General features: G+C 67.5%; 16 protein-coding genes and 1 tRNA gene. 11 read left to right on the plus strand and 6 right to left on the minus strand.

Annotated features, from left to right (window positions below; all coding sequences use genetic code 11):
* A partial coding sequence (locus LCM32_RS16590) for a tyrosine-type recombinase/integrase (protein ID WP_224822211.1) occupies positions 1 to 738 on the plus strand: 738 nt, incomplete at its 5' end.
* A 60-nt stretch (positions 739 to 798) separates the two neighbouring features.
* Here the strand turns inward: LCM32_RS16590 and LCM32_RS16595 are convergent.
* Positions 799 to 872 (minus strand) — tRNA-Cys (locus LCM32_RS16595).
* A 551-nt stretch (positions 873 to 1,423) separates the two neighbouring features.
* On the opposite strand from LCM32_RS16595, the gene LCM32_RS16600 reads away from it, so the two are divergent.
* The 8 genes from LCM32_RS16600 (at position 1,424) to LCM32_RS16635 (ending at position 11,637) form a co-directional block, all read left to right on the plus strand.
* Positions 1,424 to 1,912: a molybdopterin-dependent oxidoreductase gene (locus tag LCM32_RS16600; protein WP_224822212.1), complete on the plus strand. Its 489-nt coding sequence runs from the start codon at positions 1,424 to 1,426 to the stop codon at positions 1,910 to 1,912.
* Positions 1,909 to 3,291, plus strand: a complete 1,383-nt coding sequence (locus LCM32_RS16605) for a sensor histidine kinase (RefSeq protein WP_224822213.1) — start codon at positions 1,909 to 1,911, stop codon at positions 3,289 to 3,291. Before LCM32_RS16600 ends, LCM32_RS16605 begins: the two co-directional genes overlap by 4 nt.
* Positions 3,281 to 3,916 (plus strand): response regulator transcription factor, encoded by a 636-nt coding sequence (locus LCM32_RS16610; protein ID WP_224822214.1) that lies wholly within the window; start codon positions 3,281 to 3,283, stop codon positions 3,914 to 3,916. Before LCM32_RS16605 ends, LCM32_RS16610 begins: the two co-directional genes overlap by 11 nt.
* A 516-nt stretch (positions 3,917 to 4,432) precedes the next feature.
* Positions 4,433 to 5,626 carry an HlyD family efflux transporter periplasmic adaptor subunit gene (locus LCM32_RS22115; RefSeq protein ID WP_224822215.1) on the plus strand — a complete coding sequence of 398 codons (1,194 nt, stop codon included), beginning with the start codon at positions 4,433 to 4,435 and terminating at the stop codon, positions 5,624 to 5,626.
* A 13-nt stretch (positions 5,627 to 5,639) separates the two neighbouring features.
* Positions 5,640 to 7,712: a glycosyltransferase family 2 protein gene (locus LCM32_RS16620; RefSeq protein ID WP_224822216.1), complete on the plus strand. Its 2,073-nt coding sequence runs from the start codon at positions 5,640 to 5,642 to the stop codon at positions 7,710 to 7,712.
* Positions 7,713 to 7,875: 163 nt separating this feature from the next.
* Positions 7,876 to 8,526 carry a protein-L-isoaspartate O-methyltransferase family protein gene (locus tag LCM32_RS16625; protein WP_224822217.1) on the plus strand — a complete coding sequence of 217 codons (651 nt, stop codon included), beginning with the start codon at positions 7,876 to 7,878 and terminating at the stop codon, positions 8,524 to 8,526.
* Between the two features lie 87 nt (positions 8,527 to 8,613).
* Entirely contained in the window at positions 8,614 to 10,029 is a 1,416-nt protein-coding gene (locus LCM32_RS16630; RefSeq protein ID WP_224822218.1) for a TolC family outer membrane protein, read from the plus strand.
* A 135-nt stretch (positions 10,030 to 10,164) separates the two neighbouring features.
* Positions 10,165 to 11,637, plus strand: coding sequence for a hypothetical protein (locus LCM32_RS16635; protein WP_224822219.1), 1,473 nt, complete (start codon positions 10,165 to 10,167; stop codon positions 11,635 to 11,637).
* Positions 11,638 to 11,765: 128 nt separating this feature from the next.
* On the opposite strand, the gene LCM32_RS16640 is transcribed toward LCM32_RS16635, so the two are convergent.
* Positions 11,766 to 13,223, minus strand: coding sequence for a cobyric acid synthase (locus LCM32_RS16640; RefSeq protein ID WP_224822220.1), 1,458 nt, complete (start codon positions 13,221 to 13,223; stop codon positions 11,766 to 11,768).
* A gap of 150 nt (positions 13,224 to 13,373) precedes the next feature.
* Complete coding sequence (locus LCM32_RS16645) at positions 13,374 to 13,694, minus strand: DUF6280 family protein (RefSeq protein ID WP_028093509.1); 321 nt, start codon at positions 13,692 to 13,694, stop codon at positions 13,374 to 13,376.
* A gap of 213 nt (positions 13,695 to 13,907) precedes the next feature.
* On the opposite strand from LCM32_RS16645, the gene efp reads away from it, so the two are divergent.
* Positions 13,908 to 14,471 (plus strand): elongation factor P, encoded by a 564-nt coding sequence (gene efp, locus LCM32_RS16650; protein WP_224822221.1) that lies wholly within the window; start codon positions 13,908 to 13,910, stop codon positions 14,469 to 14,471.
* A 93-nt stretch (positions 14,472 to 14,564) separates the two neighbouring features.
* Here the strand turns inward: efp and LCM32_RS16655 are convergent, their stop codons facing one another.
* Positions 14,565 to 15,296 (minus strand): YgfZ/GcvT domain-containing protein, encoded by a 732-nt coding sequence (locus tag LCM32_RS16655; protein ID WP_224822222.1) that lies wholly within the window; start codon positions 15,294 to 15,296, stop codon positions 14,565 to 14,567.
* Between the two features lie 66 nt (positions 15,297 to 15,362).
* On the opposite strand from LCM32_RS16655, the gene LCM32_RS16660 reads away from it, so the two are divergent.
* Positions 15,363 to 15,911, plus strand: a complete 549-nt coding sequence (locus tag LCM32_RS16660; protein WP_224822223.1) for a glycosyl transferase — start codon at positions 15,363 to 15,365, stop codon at positions 15,909 to 15,911.
* A gap of 10 nt (positions 15,912 to 15,921) precedes the next feature.
* On the opposite strand, the gene LCM32_RS16665 is transcribed toward LCM32_RS16660, so the two are convergent.
* Positions 15,922 to 17,892 (minus strand): ABC transporter ATP-binding protein, encoded by a 1,971-nt coding sequence (locus LCM32_RS16665; protein WP_224822224.1) that lies wholly within the window; start codon positions 17,890 to 17,892, stop codon positions 15,922 to 15,924.
* Positions 17,892 to 18,575 carry a tyrosine-protein phosphatase gene (locus LCM32_RS16670; protein ID WP_224822225.1) on the minus strand — a complete coding sequence of 228 codons (684 nt, stop codon included), beginning with the start codon at positions 18,573 to 18,575 and terminating at the stop codon, positions 17,892 to 17,894. The genes LCM32_RS16665 and LCM32_RS16670 overlap by 1 nt, the downstream gene beginning before the upstream one ends.
* Between the last annotated feature and the right edge of the window lie 17 nt (positions 18,576 to 18,592).

The raw sequence follows: 18,592 nt of genomic DNA on the forward strand, positions 1-18,592 counted from the left end.
TCGATCATGGGGGACGCCAACCCGGCGGCGATGAAGCGCAAAGACGTGATCCGCATGCGTGACAGCAACGCCCACAAGGTCTACTTCGCCAACTACTCGCTGCGCGTGCTCCGTGTCCTCATGGAGCACTGCGTCGATCTGGGCTGGCGAGAGACCAACCCGGCGCGGGGTGTATCAGAGCTGAAGTCCGAGACGGTGAAACAGCGCGAGCCTTGGCCGCGCGAACTGCTCGACGCCTTCCGCGAAACCTGCCCGCTCGGGACGCGGGAACGGCTGGTGATGGAACTCTGCGTCTGTACCGGCCAGCGGATCGGGGACGTTCTCGAAATGCGCTGGTCCGACATTCAGGAGGGCGCCATCGTCCTCCAGCAGAACAAGACCAAGAAAGTTCTCTGGGTGCCGATCCTGCCGGAGCTACAGGCGGCGCTCGACGTGGCCAAGCGCAACTCGGTCTTCATTGTGACCAATGAGCGGGGGACCAACTCTTGGTCCTATCGCGGCGCGTCACATGCCGTGCGCGAGGTCCGCAAGAAGATCGGGGCGCTCGACTACGACATTCACTCGTGGCGCTACAACGCGGCCTGCGAGCTTCTGGAAGCGGGCTGCGAAGATGATCTGATCGCCGCCGTGACGGGCCAGAGCCCGGCCATGGTGCTGCACTACACCAAGAAGGTTCGGCAGCACCTAAGAGCCATCCAAGCGCAGCGGATGAGAACAGAACAAAAACAGAATGTTTAGACTTTTGCTTAGACTTTTTCAGGGGTCTTGGCGCGCTTCGCGTTAAGCCCTTGAAAACGTTGGAGGCGAGTACCGGAATCGAACCGGTGTGCACGGATTTGCAATCCGCTGCGTCACCACTCCGCCAACTCGCCGCCGGAGGGCCGAAGCCCGTGTGGTACCGCGCGATATAGCGGGCGCTCGCAGAGGCTGCAAGGCGGAATTTGAGGGCGCGCGCGGCAGGACGACGCTGTGCCGCGTGCCGGTGACGGTGACGGAGCGGGGTAGGGCGCCCCGGGCGTCGCGTGAGGGAGGCCGTGCGGGCCGCAGTGTCGCGCAGGGGGCGCCTGCCACTCCGGTAGGTGCGACCCGGGGCCGGGCAGGGCCGACCGGTGCGGGAGGCGCTTCCCCAGTTTTGGGGAATGGAGCGGCGTGCAGGGATGCGGGAAGGATGGGGCGAGCCCGGGCCTCTGGCAGCGACGCATCCCGAACCTTCCCCCGCCGGGGGGCCGGTCTCGCTCAACCCGGATCGAGACTGCACTCTCGGGCAGTCTCCTCGAACCCCAACTCCTGCGCGGACAGCCCCATGTCCGCGCAGCTTTATTTCGTGCGTGCCTCAATTCATGACCGAAAATTGCTCAAATCGGGTTGCGCCTGCCGCGCAGCCATGGGACCGTCGTCCTCCGCGACGAAAGGGGGGCATTCCATGTTAAGGCGCTGGTTCCTCGCAGGGGCGATGGCAGCCTCCGCCTGCCGGGTGGGGGCGCGCTCTCAGGATGACCTGCTGGTGGTGACCGGCCCGGGCGGGCAGCGCCACCGGTTCACGGAGGACGACCTTGCCGGTTTCGACTGGCACAGGATCGCGACCCATACCGTCTGGACCGAGGGGCTGCGGGTCTTCGAGGGGCCACTGCTGCGCGATGTCCTCGCGGCCTGTGTGGCGGACACGGCCGAGATCGGACAGGCAAGCCTCGCGATGCGGGCGCTCAACGATTTCCGGATCGACATGCCGGCCCGTGACGCCTGGGAGTTCGATGTCATCCTGGCCCGGACGATGGACGGGGCGCCGATGCGGGTGCGCGACAAGGGCCCGCTCTGGGTGGTCTACCCGCGCGACGACCGGCGCGAGTTGCAAACGGCCCTCTATGATGAACGCTGGATATGGCAGCTCTGCGAGATCCAGATCACGGCATGACCTCGCGACTGAACGTCCTCGCCGCGGTGCTGATCTGCCTTTTCGGGGCGGTCTTCATCTCGTCCTACCGGGAGATCCTCGCGATGGATCGGCAGCTTGCGCTTGAGCGGGGGGAGCGGAACCTCTGGGCGGCGACACAGGCCGAGAGGGAGCTCTACCGACTGCTGCTCATGGCACAGCCTGCGCCGGAGGCCGCGCGCCTCGACCTGCAGGCCGAGATCCTGCTGAGCCGCCTCGACCTGATGCTGGCCTCGCCCCAGAGGGAGCATTTCGTGGCCCTTGGCCTTGGTGGCGCACTGGACGCGGTCGCGCAGGCCGTCGCGCAGGTAGATCGCGCCGGTGGGGGCGAGGGGGGCGGCGGGGCGCGCGTTCTTGGGGCGCTGCCTTCCGATCTCGGGGCAACGCTGCACGACATTGCGACCCAGACCATGCTGCTGGAGCGTCGGGAGCGGGCCGAGCGCTTGCAGGACCGCAGCGCGGCCTTGCGCCGGCTGGTCATCTCGGTCGTCGGGGCGGGATGCCTCGGGGCGGCGATGAGCGGTGTGATCGTCCGCAACCTGCTTCGCCTGCGCAGCGCCCGGGACAGCCTTGCACGGCTCAACGCGACGCTCGAACAGCAGGTGGAGCGGCGGAGCGCAGAGCTCCGCGAGGCGCTTGCCGTCGAACGCCGCGCGCGGGAAATCTACTACAGCTTCATCATGGCGGTCTCGCATCAGCTGCGCACGCCGGTGTCGGTGATCCACATCATCTCAGCGCGGCAGTTGCAGACGGCGCGCCCCGCGACCTGCGACCCGGAAGTCCTGCGCCGGAAGTTCACCAAGATACACCGCGCGGCGGAGCGTCTGAACGATCTGCTCTCCACCGTGCTGGAGGCCGCCCGCATCGACGCAGACGATTTCGCCGCGCGCCTTGTGCGGCTCGATTTCAACGACCTCGTGCAGGAGGGGCTCGCCGGGGTTGCGCGTGAGCGGCCGGAGGTGCCCCTCGATGTCGAGGTGTCGCGGGTGCCGCTCATGATCACCGGGGACAGGCACCTGCTGGAGCAGGTCATCCAGAACGTTGTGGGCAATGCGCTGAAGTATTCGGACAAGGGCGCGGCCGTCACCGTGCGCACCCTGCTCTGTGACGGCGGGGTCGAGTGCCGCATCCGCGACCGGGGCGTGGGCATTGCGCCCGAAGTCGGCGACCGGGTGTTCGACCGGTTCTACCGCGCCCCGAATGCCCGGCTGTTCCGGGGTATGGGGATCGGCCTCTACCTCGGGCAACAGGTCGTCCGGCTGCACGGCGGGCGCATCAGCTATACCTCGGAGCTGGGGCAGGGCACCGAGTTCCGCATTTTTCTGCCCACGCCGAACAGGGAAGACCAGCATGACCAGTGACCGGAAGCGGCAGGTGATCCTCTGCATCGAAGACGATCCGGACATCCTCGAAGAGCTGCGCGAGGAGTTGGGTTGGCTCGGCTACGCGGTGTTGACGGTTTCTGGCCCGGACGAGGCAGAGCATCTGCTGGCCTCGGTCCGGCCCGATCTGATCCTGTGCGACATCGTCATGCCGGGGCGCAACGGCATCGACTTCCTCGTCGAGATGCGCAAGTCGGGTAAGCTGCCCGTGCGGGTGCCCTTCCTGTTCCTTTCGGCCCTGTCGGATCGCGACACGCGGCTGCATGCGCTCGGGGCCGGGGCCGACGACTACATGACCAAGCCGATCGACCTCGAGCTGTTGCAGGTCAAGGTCCGCAACATGCTGGACTTTGTCGATCGCCTGACCGCCCGGAGACCCGCGCCGTCGCCCAGTTGCGCGATCCACCTGTCGCCCCGTGAAGAGCAGGTGCTGCGGGAGCTGGGGCAGGGCGCCCGGACCGCCACGATCGCCTACGAACTCGGCATCTCCGAACACACGGTGAACCAGTACATCAAGCACCTCTACCGCAAGATCGGGGCGTCGAACCGGGCCGAGGCGGTGCGTCACGCCATCGCCCGCGGGCTGGTGCAGCCAGAGCTCTAGCGCCGCCAGCCGGGCCGCTGTGCGCGGTTCGGGGGCGCCTCGACTGGCCCGGAGACTGGCCTGCTGACTGGGGCAGGGACATGGCGGAAACATGGCCGGTCTGCGCGGCGGTAGGTGACCTGGGGGCACGTTGCCTCCCGAACGGGGCCGCCTCAGACCCCTTTTCGCTGCATTACAGGTCTTTCCGGCCCGTCAGACCATGGAAAACGCCCCAGTGTCCCCCTCAGTGCATGGCTCCTATGTCTTTCAAAACTGTGAACAATTCGTTTCCGCCAACCATAATTTCGCCCTCATTACGGTTTACGTTTGCTTAAGACCGGAAGAGCGCAACGGCGTGCTCGGGTGGCGGCGAATGTCCCCGGTCCAGAAGTGTGTATCCCATCCCAGACCCCCACTTGCGGAGAAGCCGTCATGCCTATGACTGTCTTGAGAGTTTCTGCTGCCGCTGTGCTCGTCGCCTCTGTCGCTACAGCTGTGGTGCCCCATCTGACTGATTACATTTCTACCAACGCCGTTGTGAACGCCCCTCTGGTCAGCGTGAACGCGCCCTTTGACGGTATCGTCGAAGTCCCAAGCCTGGGCCCGGCACGGGCCGTGCAGACAGGGGACGCCATCGTCGAACTTCGCAAGGATCGCGGCCAGAACGGCGCCGTCCGGGCGCTGGACAGTGAACTTGAAACCATTTCGGGCGAGATCGTCGCGCTCCAGATGCAGCGCGAACGCCTGCAAATGCTGTCCCATCAGCTCAAAGAGCGGCGCGATGCCCAGATCGAGGCCCGCGTGGCCTGGTACAAGGTGCGCCTGCAGGAAGCGCAGGCCGATGTCCACAGCGCCGAGGGCGCGCTGACCCGTGCCGAGGCCGCCGCCGACCGGGCGCAGCGCCTGCAGGAACGTGGCCGCATGGCCGAGAGTGACGCGATCGAGGCACAGGCCGATCTGGCCGAGGCCCGCGCGGCACTGGAGCGTGAGAAGGCCGTCGTGGAGCGGATGAGGATTGAACAATCCTACCTTGCGGATGGCGACGTGATCGACCTCTCCACCAACGACATCGAGCGTGTCGACTACCGGATCGACGAACTGGCCCTGCGGGATGCCGACCTCGACTCGCAGTTGCTGGCCCGGCAGTCCCGCCGCGCCGCCCTCAAGCGCGAGATCGACGCGCTGGAGGTCGAGACGCTGCGCAACGAGCGCTTCCGCCCCCTCGCCGCCGCAGAGGGCGTCATCTGGGAATCCTCCGGTCAGCAGACGGCCACCGTCTCGACCGGGGAGCAGGTGGTGCAGCTGCTGGACTGCTCGCGCCGCTTCCTCGAATTCATCCTCCCCGAGCGGTACTTCGAGGCGATCACGCCCGGAACGCCGGTGTCGGTGCAGCTGAAGGGCTCGGACGAGACCTTCGAGGCCGAGATCTCGGCAGTCTACGGGGGCGGTGCCCGTCCCAACCTCAAGATGCAGGCGGCTCAGCCGCGGCTCGACAACCGCGATGGCCTGCGCGTCATCGTGCGGATGCCGCCGGTCGACGTCTCCGATGTCAACGTTGCGCGGGGCTTCTGCGATGTGGGCCGCTCTGCCGAGGTCCGGTTCCAGGGCAAGTACGAGACCAACGTCGCTGGGCTGGTCCAGCGGGTGCGGGATGTGACGGGGCTGTTCCCGGATGCGGTGGCCCTTGATGGTCAGGCGTCTGGCGGGGCCGGCCGGACCGTCACGAACTGAGGGGCGCGCGGGCATGTCAGAGCATTTCATTCCCCTTGCCCTCGTCGCCATCGTCATCCTCCTCGCGCCGCAGAGCCGGCTGGCAGGGCCCCGTACCAACAACGTGATCGTGGCCGGTCTGCTGCTGCTCGTCGGTCTGCTGGGGGCGCGCTATCTCTACTGGCGCGCGACCGAGACCCTGCCCGCCCCGGGGACGGGGCTGGGCGAGGCGGCCTTCGCCTGGGCGCTCTTCCTGCTGGAAATGGCGGTCTGGGTGGATACCTCGATCCTCTTTGCGACGCTGTCCCGCCGCCGGGACAATTCGGCCGCGGCGGATGAGGGCGAGGCGCGGCTGCGCGGGATGGCCCCCGCGGATCTGCCCACCGTCGATGTCTTCATTGCGACCTACAACGAGGAACTCGAAGTCCTCGAGAAGACCATCGTCGGGGCGCTCGCGCTGGACTGGCCGGCGGACCGTCTGCGCGTGATCGTGCTGGATGACGGCAAGCGCGGCTGGCTGAAGGACTTCTGCGCGGCCAAGGGGGCGGATTACTTCACCCGGGCCGATAACGCCCATGCCAAGGCAGGCAACATCAACGCGGCGATCCAGCGGACCGATGGCGAATATTTCATGGTCCTCGACGCCGACTTCGTGCCGCAGCACAACTTCCTGTTCCGGGCCATGGGGCTCTTCGAGGATCCGAAGGTGGGGATCGTGCAGATCCCGCATTCCTTCTACAACGCGGACCCGATGCAGACGAACCTGCGGATGCGGCACACGCTGCCGGATGACCAGCGGCTCTTCTTCGGCCAGATCATGGCCGGGCGCGATGGCTGGGATGCGGCCTTCTGCTGTGGCTCCAATTCGATCACCCGTCGCACCGCGATCGAGGCGGTGGGCAACGGGCTGCCCACGGGCTCGATCACCGAGGACATGCTGCTGACGCTGGTCATGCTGCGGAAGGGTTACGTGACCCGCTACCTGAACGAACGGCTGGCCATTGGTCTGGCGCCGGAATCCCTGATGGCGATGTACGTGCAGCGTGCCCGCTGGGCCCGGGGCGCGATCCAGATGCTCTTCCTCAAGGAGGGGCCGCTGGGCCCCGGTCTGTCGCTTCAGCACCGGCTGCTCTTCCTGCCGATGCACTGGCTGCTTCAGCCGCTGATGATCCTCTCGGCGCTCTCCGTCCCGGCGATTTGCCTCTGGACCGGCTGGTCCCCGATGCCGAATGTCCCCGTGCGCGATCTGGTCAGCTTCCAGCTGCCGGTGATCCTGGCGACGCTCGGGGCGCTGCGCCTGCTTGCGCCGGACGGGTTCTTCCCGCTGGCCTCCTCGGTGCACGCCGCGCTTCAGGCGCCGCGCATCCTGCCGACCGTGATCACCACGCTGATCCAGCCCCATGGCCATGCCTTCAAGGTCACGCCCAAGGGCAGTGCGGCAGGGGCCGCGCGGGATCGCGTCATGATCTTTGCCCCGGCGGCGCTGATGCTTGTGACCGCCCTCGGCTTCGTGGTGAACGCGAACCTGAACACGCGGGTGATGGCCTCGACGGACCACCTGCCGCTGATGGCCTTCTGGGCCGCCTACAGCATGGTGATCCTGCTGGTGGTGCAGGTCGTCGCCGTCTCGACGGGCCGGCCGCAGCGCGAGGAGCGGTTCCACCTCGAGATGCCTTGCCGCGTGGGCAACCGTCCCAGCAACTCGGTCGCGGCGCGGCTCGACTGGCTGTCGCTCTCTGCGGCTGGGGTTGCCCTGCTGGAGCTGGACCGCATCGGGCATAACCTTCGCTGGGTCGAACTCAACATTCCCGGTGTCGGGCCGGTCGCGGGGCGGGTCGTCAAGCAGGACGACGCCGAGTTGCGGCTTGTCTTCGAATTGACCGGCGAAGCGCGGCGGGACGAGTTGATCCGCCTGCTGTTCACGACGGGGCTGGAAAACCCGATGTCGAAACGCTGGGCGCTCAACGTCAGCCTCGGGATGCTGTCGCGGGTCTTCGTGCGCTCCAAGCCGCAGCCCGAGGCGCTCGATCCGTCCGCCCTGCGTCCGCCGCAATGGTTGCTCGACGCCACCGCAGAGGTGCCGGAGGCCGCAGGCAAGGCCGCGTGATCCTGTCCTGCCGGCGTGTTTTTCCCGCCGGCAGAACGTCGAATTTGCCAGCAACTGCGGGCCCCATCGCGCCCCCGCCGGAAAAAGCGGTGGCTGGGCCGTTGCCGGGCGAAATCAATTGTGGCACAACCTCAGGCAAGGAATCCGAACTCACGAGTTTAGTATGACCGACTTCGCCTCCCGCCGCACCATGATGGTCGATGCGCAGGTTCGCCCCGCAGATGTGACCAAGTTCCCGATCATCGAGGCGATGCTTGCCGTTCCGAGGGAAGTCTTCGTTCCCGGCGAGAAACGCGAAGCCGCCTATCTTGGCGACAACATCCCGCTCGGCGGGTCGCGCGTCATGCTCGAACCCCGGACGCTGGCAAAGATGCTCGACGCGCTCGACATCCAGCCGGACGAACTGGTGCTCGATCTGGGCTGTGCCCTGGGCTATTCGGCGGCCGTGATCTCCTGCCTGGCCGAAGCGGTGATCGCCGTCGACAGCGAGGACATGCTGGGCGACGCCGAGGCGACGCTGTCCGAGGTCGGCGCGGACAACGTGGTCGTGCAGGTCGGCGATCTGACCGCCGGCGCGCCGGAACACGGCCCCTATGACGTGATCATTCTGGAGGGCGCGGTGGAAACCCTGCCCGACGCGCTGACCGATCAGCTGAAGGACGGCGGCCGGATGGCCGTGCTCTTCGCGGAAGGCGCCCTTGGCACCGTGAAGGTGGGCTACAAGATCGACGGGAAGATGAGCTGGCGGTTCGCCTTCAACGCCGGTGCGCCGGTGCTGCCGGGCTTCGAACGTCACACGGCCTTCACGTTGTAATCCGATACAGCTCCGGGCGATGCCGGGGCTTGACGACAAAAATGACCCCCGTCGCCCGAGGCGCAGAGGGCACACGAGGTGACGAGCATGAAGGCATTCGCTGGAACGACGAAACGCATCGCCCTTGCGGCAGGTCTGGGCGTCTTCAGCCTCAGCCCCGCAAGCGCGGAAACTCTCACGGATGCGCTTGTCAGCGCCTATGAGACCTCCGGCCTGCTGGAGCAGAACCGCGCCCTGCTGCGCGCCGCCGACGAGGATGTGGCGCAGGCGCTGTCTCAGCTCCGCCCGATCATCGGCTGGTCCGCGGACATCACGCACAGCGCCGCCCGCGCCGCGACGGCCTCCAACAGCTACCGGATGACGAACTCGGATTCGACCTCGGCCTCCATCGGCCTGTCGGCGCAGCTGCTGGTCTATGATGCCGGTCAGACCCGCCTTGGCGTGGATGTGGCCAAGGAAACCGTGCTGTCGACCCGCCAGTCCCTGATCGCGGTCGAACAGTCGGTGCTGCTGAATGCCATCACCGCCTACCTGAACGTGCAGCTGAACCAGGAAATCGTGAAGCTGCGCCAGAACAACGTCCGCGTGCTGGGCGAGGAACTGCGCGCCGCGAACGACCGGTTCGAGGTGGGCGAGGTGACGCGCACCGACGTGGCGCAGGCGGAATCCTATCTCGCGCAGGCCCGGGCCTCGCTGACGCTGGCGCAGGGTGACCTGACCGATGCGCGCCTGACCTACATCAATGTCGTCGGCCACGCGCCGGGCGCCCTTGCCAACGTGAACGCCGCGCCGATGCTGCCCAGCAACGTGGATCAGGCGATCCAGGTCGCTCTTGCCGCGCATCCCTCGCTGATCCAGGCGCAGAAGTCGGTCACCATCGCCGAACTTCAGGTCGAGATCGCCCGTCGTTCCGTCCAGCCGACCGTGTCGCTGAACGGGTCGCTCGGGGCCTCGAACACGCTGAACAGCGATGCGCGCTCGAACTCGGCCACCATCGGCCTCAGCGTTTCGGGCCCGATCTACTACGGCGGCCAGATCGCCTCGCTGCAACGTCAGGCGATGCAGAGCCGCGACGCGGCCCGCGCGAACCTGCTGCAGGTCAGCGACGACATCCGCGAAGCCGCAGGCTCCGCCTATTCGCAGATCTCCGTCACCGCCGCCTCCCGCTCGGCCAGCGCCGAAGCGGTACGCGCCGCGCAGGTCGCCTTCGAGGGCGTCCGCGAGGAAGCCTCGCTCGGGGCCCGGACCACGCTGGAAGTGCTCGACTCTGAGCAGGACCTGCTGGATGCCCGCGCCAACCAGATCTCGGCTGAAGTGAACCAGCGGCTGGCCGGCTACTCGCTGCTCTCGGCCATGGGCAAGCTGACCGCCAAGGACCTGAACCTGCCGGTCACGCTCTATGATCCCACCGACTACTACAACATGGTGAAGGGCGCCCCCGCCGCGATTTCCGCGCAGGGCCGCAGCCTCGATCGCGTCCTTCGCTCGATCGGAAAACAGTAAAAGCCCGCCTATCCGTTGTGTGATTGCTGGCCTCGCGGTACACTCAACCGCGAGGCCAAAAGCAGTGCGAGAATTATGCCCGATCCCGTTACGAATCTTCAGATCGAGGATGTATTGTCCTCTATCCGCAAGCTTGTGTCCGAGAATAACCGGGCCGAAGCGCGACTTAGCACCGACGCGGCAGAGCCGTCGGGCGAATCGGATGTGGCGCATACATCTCAGGGTGGTGTCGCCGCGGCGGCTGTTGCCGCGCCGGATCGCCTGCTGCTGACGCCCTCGTTGCGCGTTGAAGAGGCAGACGACGACGAAGCCGATTTCATGCATGTCGAAGACGACGACTTCGACGGGGAGGTGGACGAAGACGAAGAAGACCGCCTCGCCGGGGATATCGCCGCAGCCTTCGCCGCGCAGGACGAGGAAGAAGAGACCGCATTGCGCGCGAAGGCCCCTGCCAAGGCGCCCGCTAAGGCCCCGGCCAAGGCCGAGCGCTCGCCGCTCTTCCCGTCGATTGACCCCGAGGAGGACGCCGCCGAAGCCGCGGCCAATGCCGCCGAAGAGGCCGTCGTCACCGACATCATGTCCCTGCTGAACGCCGCCCGCTCCGCACTCGACGCGGTGACGCAGGACAAGGTGACCGAGGCGAAGGACCCGCTGCAGCGCGCGCAGGAAGAACTGCGCCGTCTCTCTGCCACCGTCGCGCCGCTGGCCGCCGCACCCGCCGCCCGCCGCAAGGCGACCCCGCCGCCGGTCGAAGAGCCGGTGGTCGCGGAGGAAGCGCCCGAGATCGTGGCCGAGAGCTCTGCCGAGGCGGACGATTACGACGAGGATTTCTGGGACGGTGACACCGCCATCCGCGAGGATGACGAGGACACCGCCGAGGTTCTGAGCGTCGCCGAACGGGGGCGCAGCAGCTCCCTCGAGGCGCGCATCGCCGAGCTGGAGGCCGCCGTCGCCCACCGCGATGACGAGTGGGAGCCGGACGGCACCGAGGGGGAGGGCGACGATGTCCTGCCCTGGAGCAGCCAGTTCGACCCCGATGCCATCCTCGCCGAAGCCGCCCGCGAGGCCGCCGCGCAGGACGTGGCGGAGGACGAGGACACGGCAGGGCTGGCCGAGGACGCCGCCTATGACGACGCGGCCGACGCCGAGGAGATCGAGGCTGCCGACTGGGACGAGACCGCCGAAGCCGAGACGTGGGAAGATGCGCCCGAGGAAGACGCCTGGGAGGATGTGACCCCCGAGGCGGCCTTTGGCGCGGTTGACTGGGAAGATGCGCAGGACCTGCCCGACACCGAGGCATGGCCGGCGGAAGAGCCCGCCACCCGGAGCCTTGAGACGGACGCCGCCGCTGCAGCCTTCGCCGCTGCCTACAGCGCCACGGTCGACGCTGTGGAGAGCGGGCTGCAACCGATGGTCGCGGGCACGGAGCCTGCCGAAGAGCCCCTGATGCTCAACGGCGCGATCGACCGTGAAGAACTGCGCGCGCTCGTCAGCGAGATCGTGCGTCAGGAGCTTCAGGGCGCGCTCGGAGAACGGATCACGCGCAACGTGCGCAAGCTGGTGCGGCGGGAAATCCACCGCGCGCTGATGTCGCAAGACCTCATCTGACAGGCCGCGCCCGCCGATGGCGGGCGCAAGAACTCACCCCTGCATGCCGGACGCGACAGTCTGGCGGCCTGTTGGCGTGCCGCAAAGGCCGCGCGGTGAAGCCCCGCATCTCCGCCGAAACCGAAGGATCAGAGGGGGCCAACCTCCCGGGCCAAGTCCAGCAGGCGATCAAGGTCGAGATGGGCCTCCAGATGGGCGGCGAGGGCCTCCAGCGTGTCCTCCACGCCCGCGTCGTAGCCCGTTCGGGACGCAGCCCCAATCCCTGCGAGGTAGGCCGCGCGGAAGCCGTCCGCGGCGAAGAGCCCGTGCAGGTAGCTGCCCCGCACCTGACCGGTGTCCGAGGATGCGCCCTCGGGCAGCCCGGCCACCGTCAGCCAGGGGCGTTCCGCGTCGGCCCCCGTGGTCTCGCCCAGGTGGATCTCATATCCCGTCAGCTCCGATCCGCTCTCGGGGTGATGCGCCTCCACCAGCCCCAGCCGCTTGGCGGGCCGCAGGATCGTCTCCACGTCCAGAAGGCCCAGCCCCTCCACCTGCGCCGGGGCGCCCTCCAGCCCCTCGGGGTCCGAGATCCGCCGCCCAAGCATCTGGTAGCCGCCACAGAGGCCCAGCACATGGCCGCCGCGCCGGACGTGGGCGGCAAGGTCGATGTCCCAACCCTCGGCCCGGAAGGCGGCCAGATCGGCGATGGTGGACTTGCTGCCCGGGATCAGGACAAGCGCGGCATCGCCGGGCAGGGGCCGGCCGCGCCGGATCAGCTGAACCTCCACCTCCGGCTCCGCGACCAGCGGGTCGAGGTCATCGAAATTCGCAATCCGCGGCAGGCAGGGCACCGCGATCCTGACCGGGCCGCCCGGGCGCTGCGCGAGGTCCAGCACATCCTCCGCCGGCAGCCGCCAGGCCGCATCGAACCACGGGATCACGCCAAGTGAGGGCCAGCGGGTCGCCGTCTCCACGATGCGCACACCGTCCTCGAAGAGGCGCGGATCGCCCCGGAACTTGTTCACGGCAAAGCCCGCGATCATCGCGCTGTCGCCGGGCTCCAGCACGACCTGCGTGCCGACCAGCTGCGCGATGACGCCGCCCCGGTCGATGTCCCCCAGAAGGATCACCGGCACGTCTGCGGCCCGGGCAAAGCCCATGTTGGCGATGTCGCCTGCGCGCAGGTTCACCTCTGCCGGGCTGCCCGCCCCCTCGACGAGCACGAGGTCGGCCCCGGCCGCCAGCCTGTGAAAGCTATCCAGCACCTGCGGCAGCAGGCTCTGCCGTTTGCCGGTGAAGTCGCGCGCCTCCCACTGGGCCAGCCGCTTGCCGTGCAGGATGATCTGTGCGCCGGTCTCGCTCTCGGGTTTCAGGAGCACGGGGTTCATGTCCACGTGGGATGCCACGCGGGCGGCGCGGGCCTGCAGGGCCTGCGCGCGGCCGATCTCTCCGCCCTCGGGGGTGACGGCGGCGTTGTTGGACATGTTCTGCGGCTTGAAGGGCCGGACCCGCAGGCCGCGGTTGGCAAAGGCCCGGGCCAGCCCCGCGACGATCATCGACTTGCCGGCGTTGGAGCCAGTCCCCTGGATCATGAGTGCGCGGGCCATGGTCATCCTCCTGTCCCCCGTCTTGGCGGGGCAGGGGGCGCGGCGCAATGGCAATTTCCGCAGGGCGCCTCCAACGCGAAGCGACGGCCAAGAAAAAACGCGCCCCGCAAGGGGGCGCGTTTTTGTCGGAGGGCTTTTCGTCTGTTCGGATCAGGCCGCTTCGGCCTGCTCGGCGGCGTGCCGGCGTTCGCTTTCCTCGCGCGAGAGAGCCACGGAGGTACGGACACCTTTGGACACGAATTCCATGAGACCGGACACGACCCGTTCATTGGGATCGATACCGGCGCAGCTTAGAACTTCCCGACCATCGCGCGACCGGGCCCAACGAGCGATCTGCTCAGGACCGTTGCCGTATTTCTTGTCATCCGCGATGGCGTCGTCGAGTGCAGCCAGTACAACGGCTGCGAACAGTTTACGTGCACGGTTGCCCTGCTCATTATTGAAGGCCGTGCCGTCAACGAAATCTTTCATGATTCGTCCTTTTGTTTTTGCTCTTGTGCTTCTGGGGCGACGCGCTTTATGGCGAATTAGATGCGATTCGGATAGCGTTCTCACGCAAGTCCGTCATGCTTTATTTGCATGGCACGGGAGGGGCGTCGCATATCTCCGGTCTCCTTGCCAGCCGCTCTGCCCGCATATATAGGGGGCACGAATTTTCTATCAACCAGAGCAGCGGACTCCGTCATGCCCAAGATCAACGGCAATGAGATTCGCCCCGGCAACGTGCTGGAGCATAATGGCGGCCTCTGGGCCGCGGTGAAGGTCGACCACGTGAAGCCCGGCAAGGGCGGCGCTTTCGCGCAGGTCGAGATGAAGAACCTGCGCAACGGCTCGAAGCTGAACGAACGCTTCCGTTCCGCGGACAAGGTCGAGCGCGTGCGCCTTGAACAGAAAGACCAGCAATTCCTCTACGAGACCGACGGGATGCTGGTGTTCATGGACACCGAAACCTACGAACAGATTGAACTTCCTGCAGATCTTCTGGGCGAGCGTCGCCCGTTCCTGCAGGACGGCATGACCATCGTGGTGGAATTCTACGACAGCGAGGCGCTCAACGCGACCCTGCCGCAGAAGGTCACCTGCAAGATCGTCGAGACCGAGCCGGTGGTGAAGGGGCAGACGGCTGCCAACTCCTTCAAGCCCGCGACCCTCGACAACGGCGTCAAGGTCATGGTGCCCCCCTTCATCGGTCAGGACGAGGACATCATCGTCAACACCGAAACCATGGAATATTCCGAACGCGCCTGACGCTGCGTCACGGGAATCGAAAAGGCCGGGTCCTCGTGACCCGGCCTTTTTCATGTCACGCAGACGTGACCGATGGGGCAGGGGGCGCGGGCCTCACTCAGCCTTCGCGACCACTGCATCGCCCGCCTGCATGGCGCCCTCGGCCCGGTCGAAACGCAGCCAGGCGATGGCGCGATCGCCTGAACGGGTCATCAGGACGCCCGCCACCTTGTCGCCCGCGGTGATCTCGGTGCCCGGTTCGGCGGGGCCCTCGACGGTCACGAGGGCCAGGCCCTTGCGCAGTTCCGTCTTGTGCTTCATCCGCGCGGTGACCTCCTGCCCCACGTAGCAGCCCTTGCGGAAATCCACGCCGTGCAGCCGCTCGAAACCGTTTTCGAGGATATAGCTCTCCGGCGTCAGTTCGATCCCGGTCTCGGGGATGCAATGGGCCACGCGGATCGCGTCCCAGTCGCTGCCGTCATCGCCGCCCTCGGCACCGTAGAGCCGCCAGCCGAGCGCGTCGTGCCGGGGATCGGCCACCGCGCCCTCGGGTGCCGGGCCGGTGCCGCGTTTCACCTGCAGGTCGGTCTCCTCGATCTCGACCTTGGCGCGCAGCTTGTACATCTTCAGCCGTTGCAGCAGCCCGGGGGCCAGTGCGCTGTCCACGTCCAGCAGCACGGCCTCGCCCTCGGCCACGAGGAAGAAATCCGCGAGGTACTTGCCCTGCGGCGTCAGCAGCGCGGCATAGACCGCGCCCCGGTCGAGGCCCGCGATGTCATTGGTGACCAGCCCCTGAAGGAAGTCCCGGGTGTCGGGTCCGGTGAGGCGGAGGATGCTGCGCGTCATGTCGTCTTCCTTTCCTGCTTCGCACCGTAATATAGGGTTGGGGCGCAGGGACAACAGGGGCCGATCATGCCAGCAGCCATCAGCGTCATCATTCCCGTGGGCAATGCCGCCCGCAGCCTGCCGGGCTGCTGTGCCGCGCTCATGGAGGGGCTGGAGGAAGGCCTGCTGCGCGAGTTGCTGGTGGCCGACATGGGGAGCGAGGATGACAGCCTGCGGATCGCAGACGCCATGGGCGGCGAGGCCGTGCGCGGGCCCCAGGCGCTTGGCGATGCGGTGGCGCAGGCCAAGGGGCAGTGGCTGCTCCTCCTGCGGCCCGAGACGCGGCTGGCGCGGGGCTGGACGGTGCCGGTGGCCGATCACCTCTCCGCCGGGCAGCGGCCTGCGCATTTCCGCATCGTGCATGACGCGCCGGGGCTGGGGGTGCGGCTCTCTGCATCGCTCACCAACCTGCGCAGTGGGCTGACGGGACGGGCCGTGCCGCTTCAGGGCCTGCTGGCGCCCCGCCGGGTGGTGGAAAAGGCCGGTGTGCCCGGGGGCCGCGATCCCATGGCCGGGCTCTTTCGCCGGGTGACGGGGGTGGGCAGCCTGCCTGCGGAGATCCGCGTGACCGGCTGACCGCTGTCGCTCAGCCGCGCCGTCCGAAGACGCCTGTTGCCAGCCGACGCCAGAACCCTGCCTCGGCCCGGTCGCCCGCGGCCTCCTTCGCGGCACGGGCCCGCGCGGCCTTGTCCCGCGCCATGGCATCGGCCGAGGGCCCGTCGGTGCGGAACTGCAGGTCATGCAGCTTGGCATAGATGCCGCCCCGCGCCAGCAACTCCTCGTGGCGGCCCTGATCCACCACCTGTCCGCGGTCCATTACCACGATCTTGTCCGCGCTGCGCACGGTCGAGAGGCGGTGCGCGATCACCAGCGTCGTGCGGCCCTTGGCCAGCTTCTCCAACGCGCCCTGCACCACGGCCTCGCTCTGCGCGTCCAGCGCCGAGGTCGCCTCGTCCAGCAGCAGCACCGGCGTGTCGCGCAGCAGCGCCCGCGCGATCGCCACCCGCTGCCGTTGCCCACCGGACAGCGCCGAGCCGCGCGGGCCCACGGGCGTTTCCAGCCCCAGCGGCAGCTTGGCCACAAAATCGGCCACGTGGGCGGCCTCCAGCACCTCTTTCAAGCGCGCCTCGGGGACATCGGTGCGCCCCAGTAGGATGTTCTCACGCAGCGTCTCGTCGAAGAGCGCGGCATCCTGCGACACGACCGAGAAGCGGTCGCGCAGATCGCCAAGCGCCATGGCCGAGACGGGCACGCCGCCCAGTGCCACCTTGCCCGAGGCCGGGTCCACCAGCCGCGTCAGCAGGTTGAAGATCGTCGATTTCCCCGCACCGGACGCGCCCACAAGTGCCGTGGTCTGGCCCGGCTCCGCAGTGAAACTCGCGCCGCGCAGCACTTCCGTCTCACCGTAGGAGAGGCGCACATCCTCCAGCACTACGCCCGGCACGCCAGTTGGGGCCTGCACCGGCTTGGTGGGCGAGACGATGGAGGGCTTGGTCTCCAGCAGTTCGCGCAGCCGTTCCATCGCGGCGGCCGCCACCTGCCACTGGCCGCTGACCGCCCCGAGGCGGCGCAGCGGCTCGAAGGCAAAGCCGATGGCGGTGAAGAAGGACATGAACTGGCCCACGGTCTTCTCGCCCGCGATGATCTCGCCGCCGCCGAAGATCAGCACGCCGACGAAGCCGACACCGGCCATGATGTCGATCAGCCCGGGGATCGAGGCGGCGCCCAGCGTGGCGCGCACCTCGGCCCGCACCAGTTGATCGGTCAGCGCGCCGTAGCGTTCGGACTGGTAGCGTTCCAGCCGGTTCAGCTTCACCGGGACAATGCCGTGGAACACCTCGTCCAGCCGGGTGGCCAGCTTGGCGCCCAGATCGCGGGCTTCCCGCGCCCGGCGGCGCACGAATTTCTGCACCACCGCCGAAGGGGCCACCATGACGGGCGCGCCAATGCAGGCGATCAGCGTCCAGCGCCAGTCGACCGAGACGGCCACACCCATCAGGATCACCAGCGCCACCGCGTCACGGCCCGCCCCGGTCAGCACCGAGGACCAGACGTTGTTGATCTGCTGCACGTCGCTCTGCACCCGCTGGATCAGGAAGCCGGGCGGGTGGCTCTGGTGGAAGGAGCCGTCCTGCGTCATCAGCCCGTCGAGCAGATCACGCCGCATCTTGGCCGAGGACTTCTGCGAGATCGTCGCCAGCAGGCCCTTCTGCGCGACCGAGGCGAAGGCCCGGGTCAGGAAGATCGCGAGGATCGCCAGCGCCACGCCGGTCATCGCGCCGGAGTTGCCTTCAAGGAAGACGTTGTCGAACATCGGCTTCATCATCCAGCTGAGCGCGCCCAGCATGGAGCCCTCCAGCGCCATGAAGACCACCGCGAGGACGAGAAGCAGGATGTGGTGACGCAGGTAGCCCTGCCAGAGCCAGGTCAGAAGCCCCTTGGCGTGATCCGATGCGAGCGCCGGAGCCGGAGCCGGAGGCGTCGCTGCGGCAGGCGTGGCCGGGGCGGGCGACTGTGAGGCGGGCGCGGCAGCCGGGGTCTTCTCGGGCGTCGTCATCAGAACAGCTTCTTCGGCGCGGCGTCGAAGGAGACCTGCGCGGCCTCCTGATCGTATTCCGTGGCGATCCACTCCTCGAAACCGATGGGGGCCTCGGCGTTGCGCGTGGCATAGAGGTCGAGGATGTGATCGAGCACGCCGGTCTTGGTCCAGCGGAAATGGACGTATTTCACCGAAAGCATTCGGCGGGCCTGCTCAACAGGGACGCCCTTCACCACCATGAGATAGACCGCCGAGGCAAAGCCCGCACGATCCGCCCCCGATTTGCAGTGCATCACGAAGGGCGGCTCGATCCGCTTCAGCACGTCGATCAGCCCGAGGATTTCCTCGCGTGAGGCCGCCTTGCGCGCGTAGAGCCGGGAGGAGACGAGCGTCAGCCCGAGCTGCTCGCAGGTTTCCGCCTCGGTCAGGTAATGCGCCTGCGTGCCGGAGCCGCGCAGGTTCAGCACCGTACGGATCCCCATGGCCTTCATCTTCTCGAACCGCTTCCGCGTCGGGTGGTTCGACCGCCAGACGCCCGGGGCGATCTCGAAGAAGTTCGTCCAGACGCACCGCAGGACCGCGTGATCGAACCAGAGATTGTAGATCTCCGCCTTGCGGCGGTTCTCGGGGGTCGACAGATCGGTGTTGTAGGAGCGTCGCAGCTCCTTCTCCCAGCGTTGCAATCTGGCGAAGGGGTTCATTTTGAGTCCCGTGGCTG

This window comes from Pseudooceanicola nanhaiensis, assembly GCF_020171315.1.
Taxonomy (GTDB): Bacteria; Pseudomonadota; Alphaproteobacteria; order Rhodobacterales; family Rhodobacteraceae; genus Pseudooceanicola; species Pseudooceanicola nanhaiensis_A.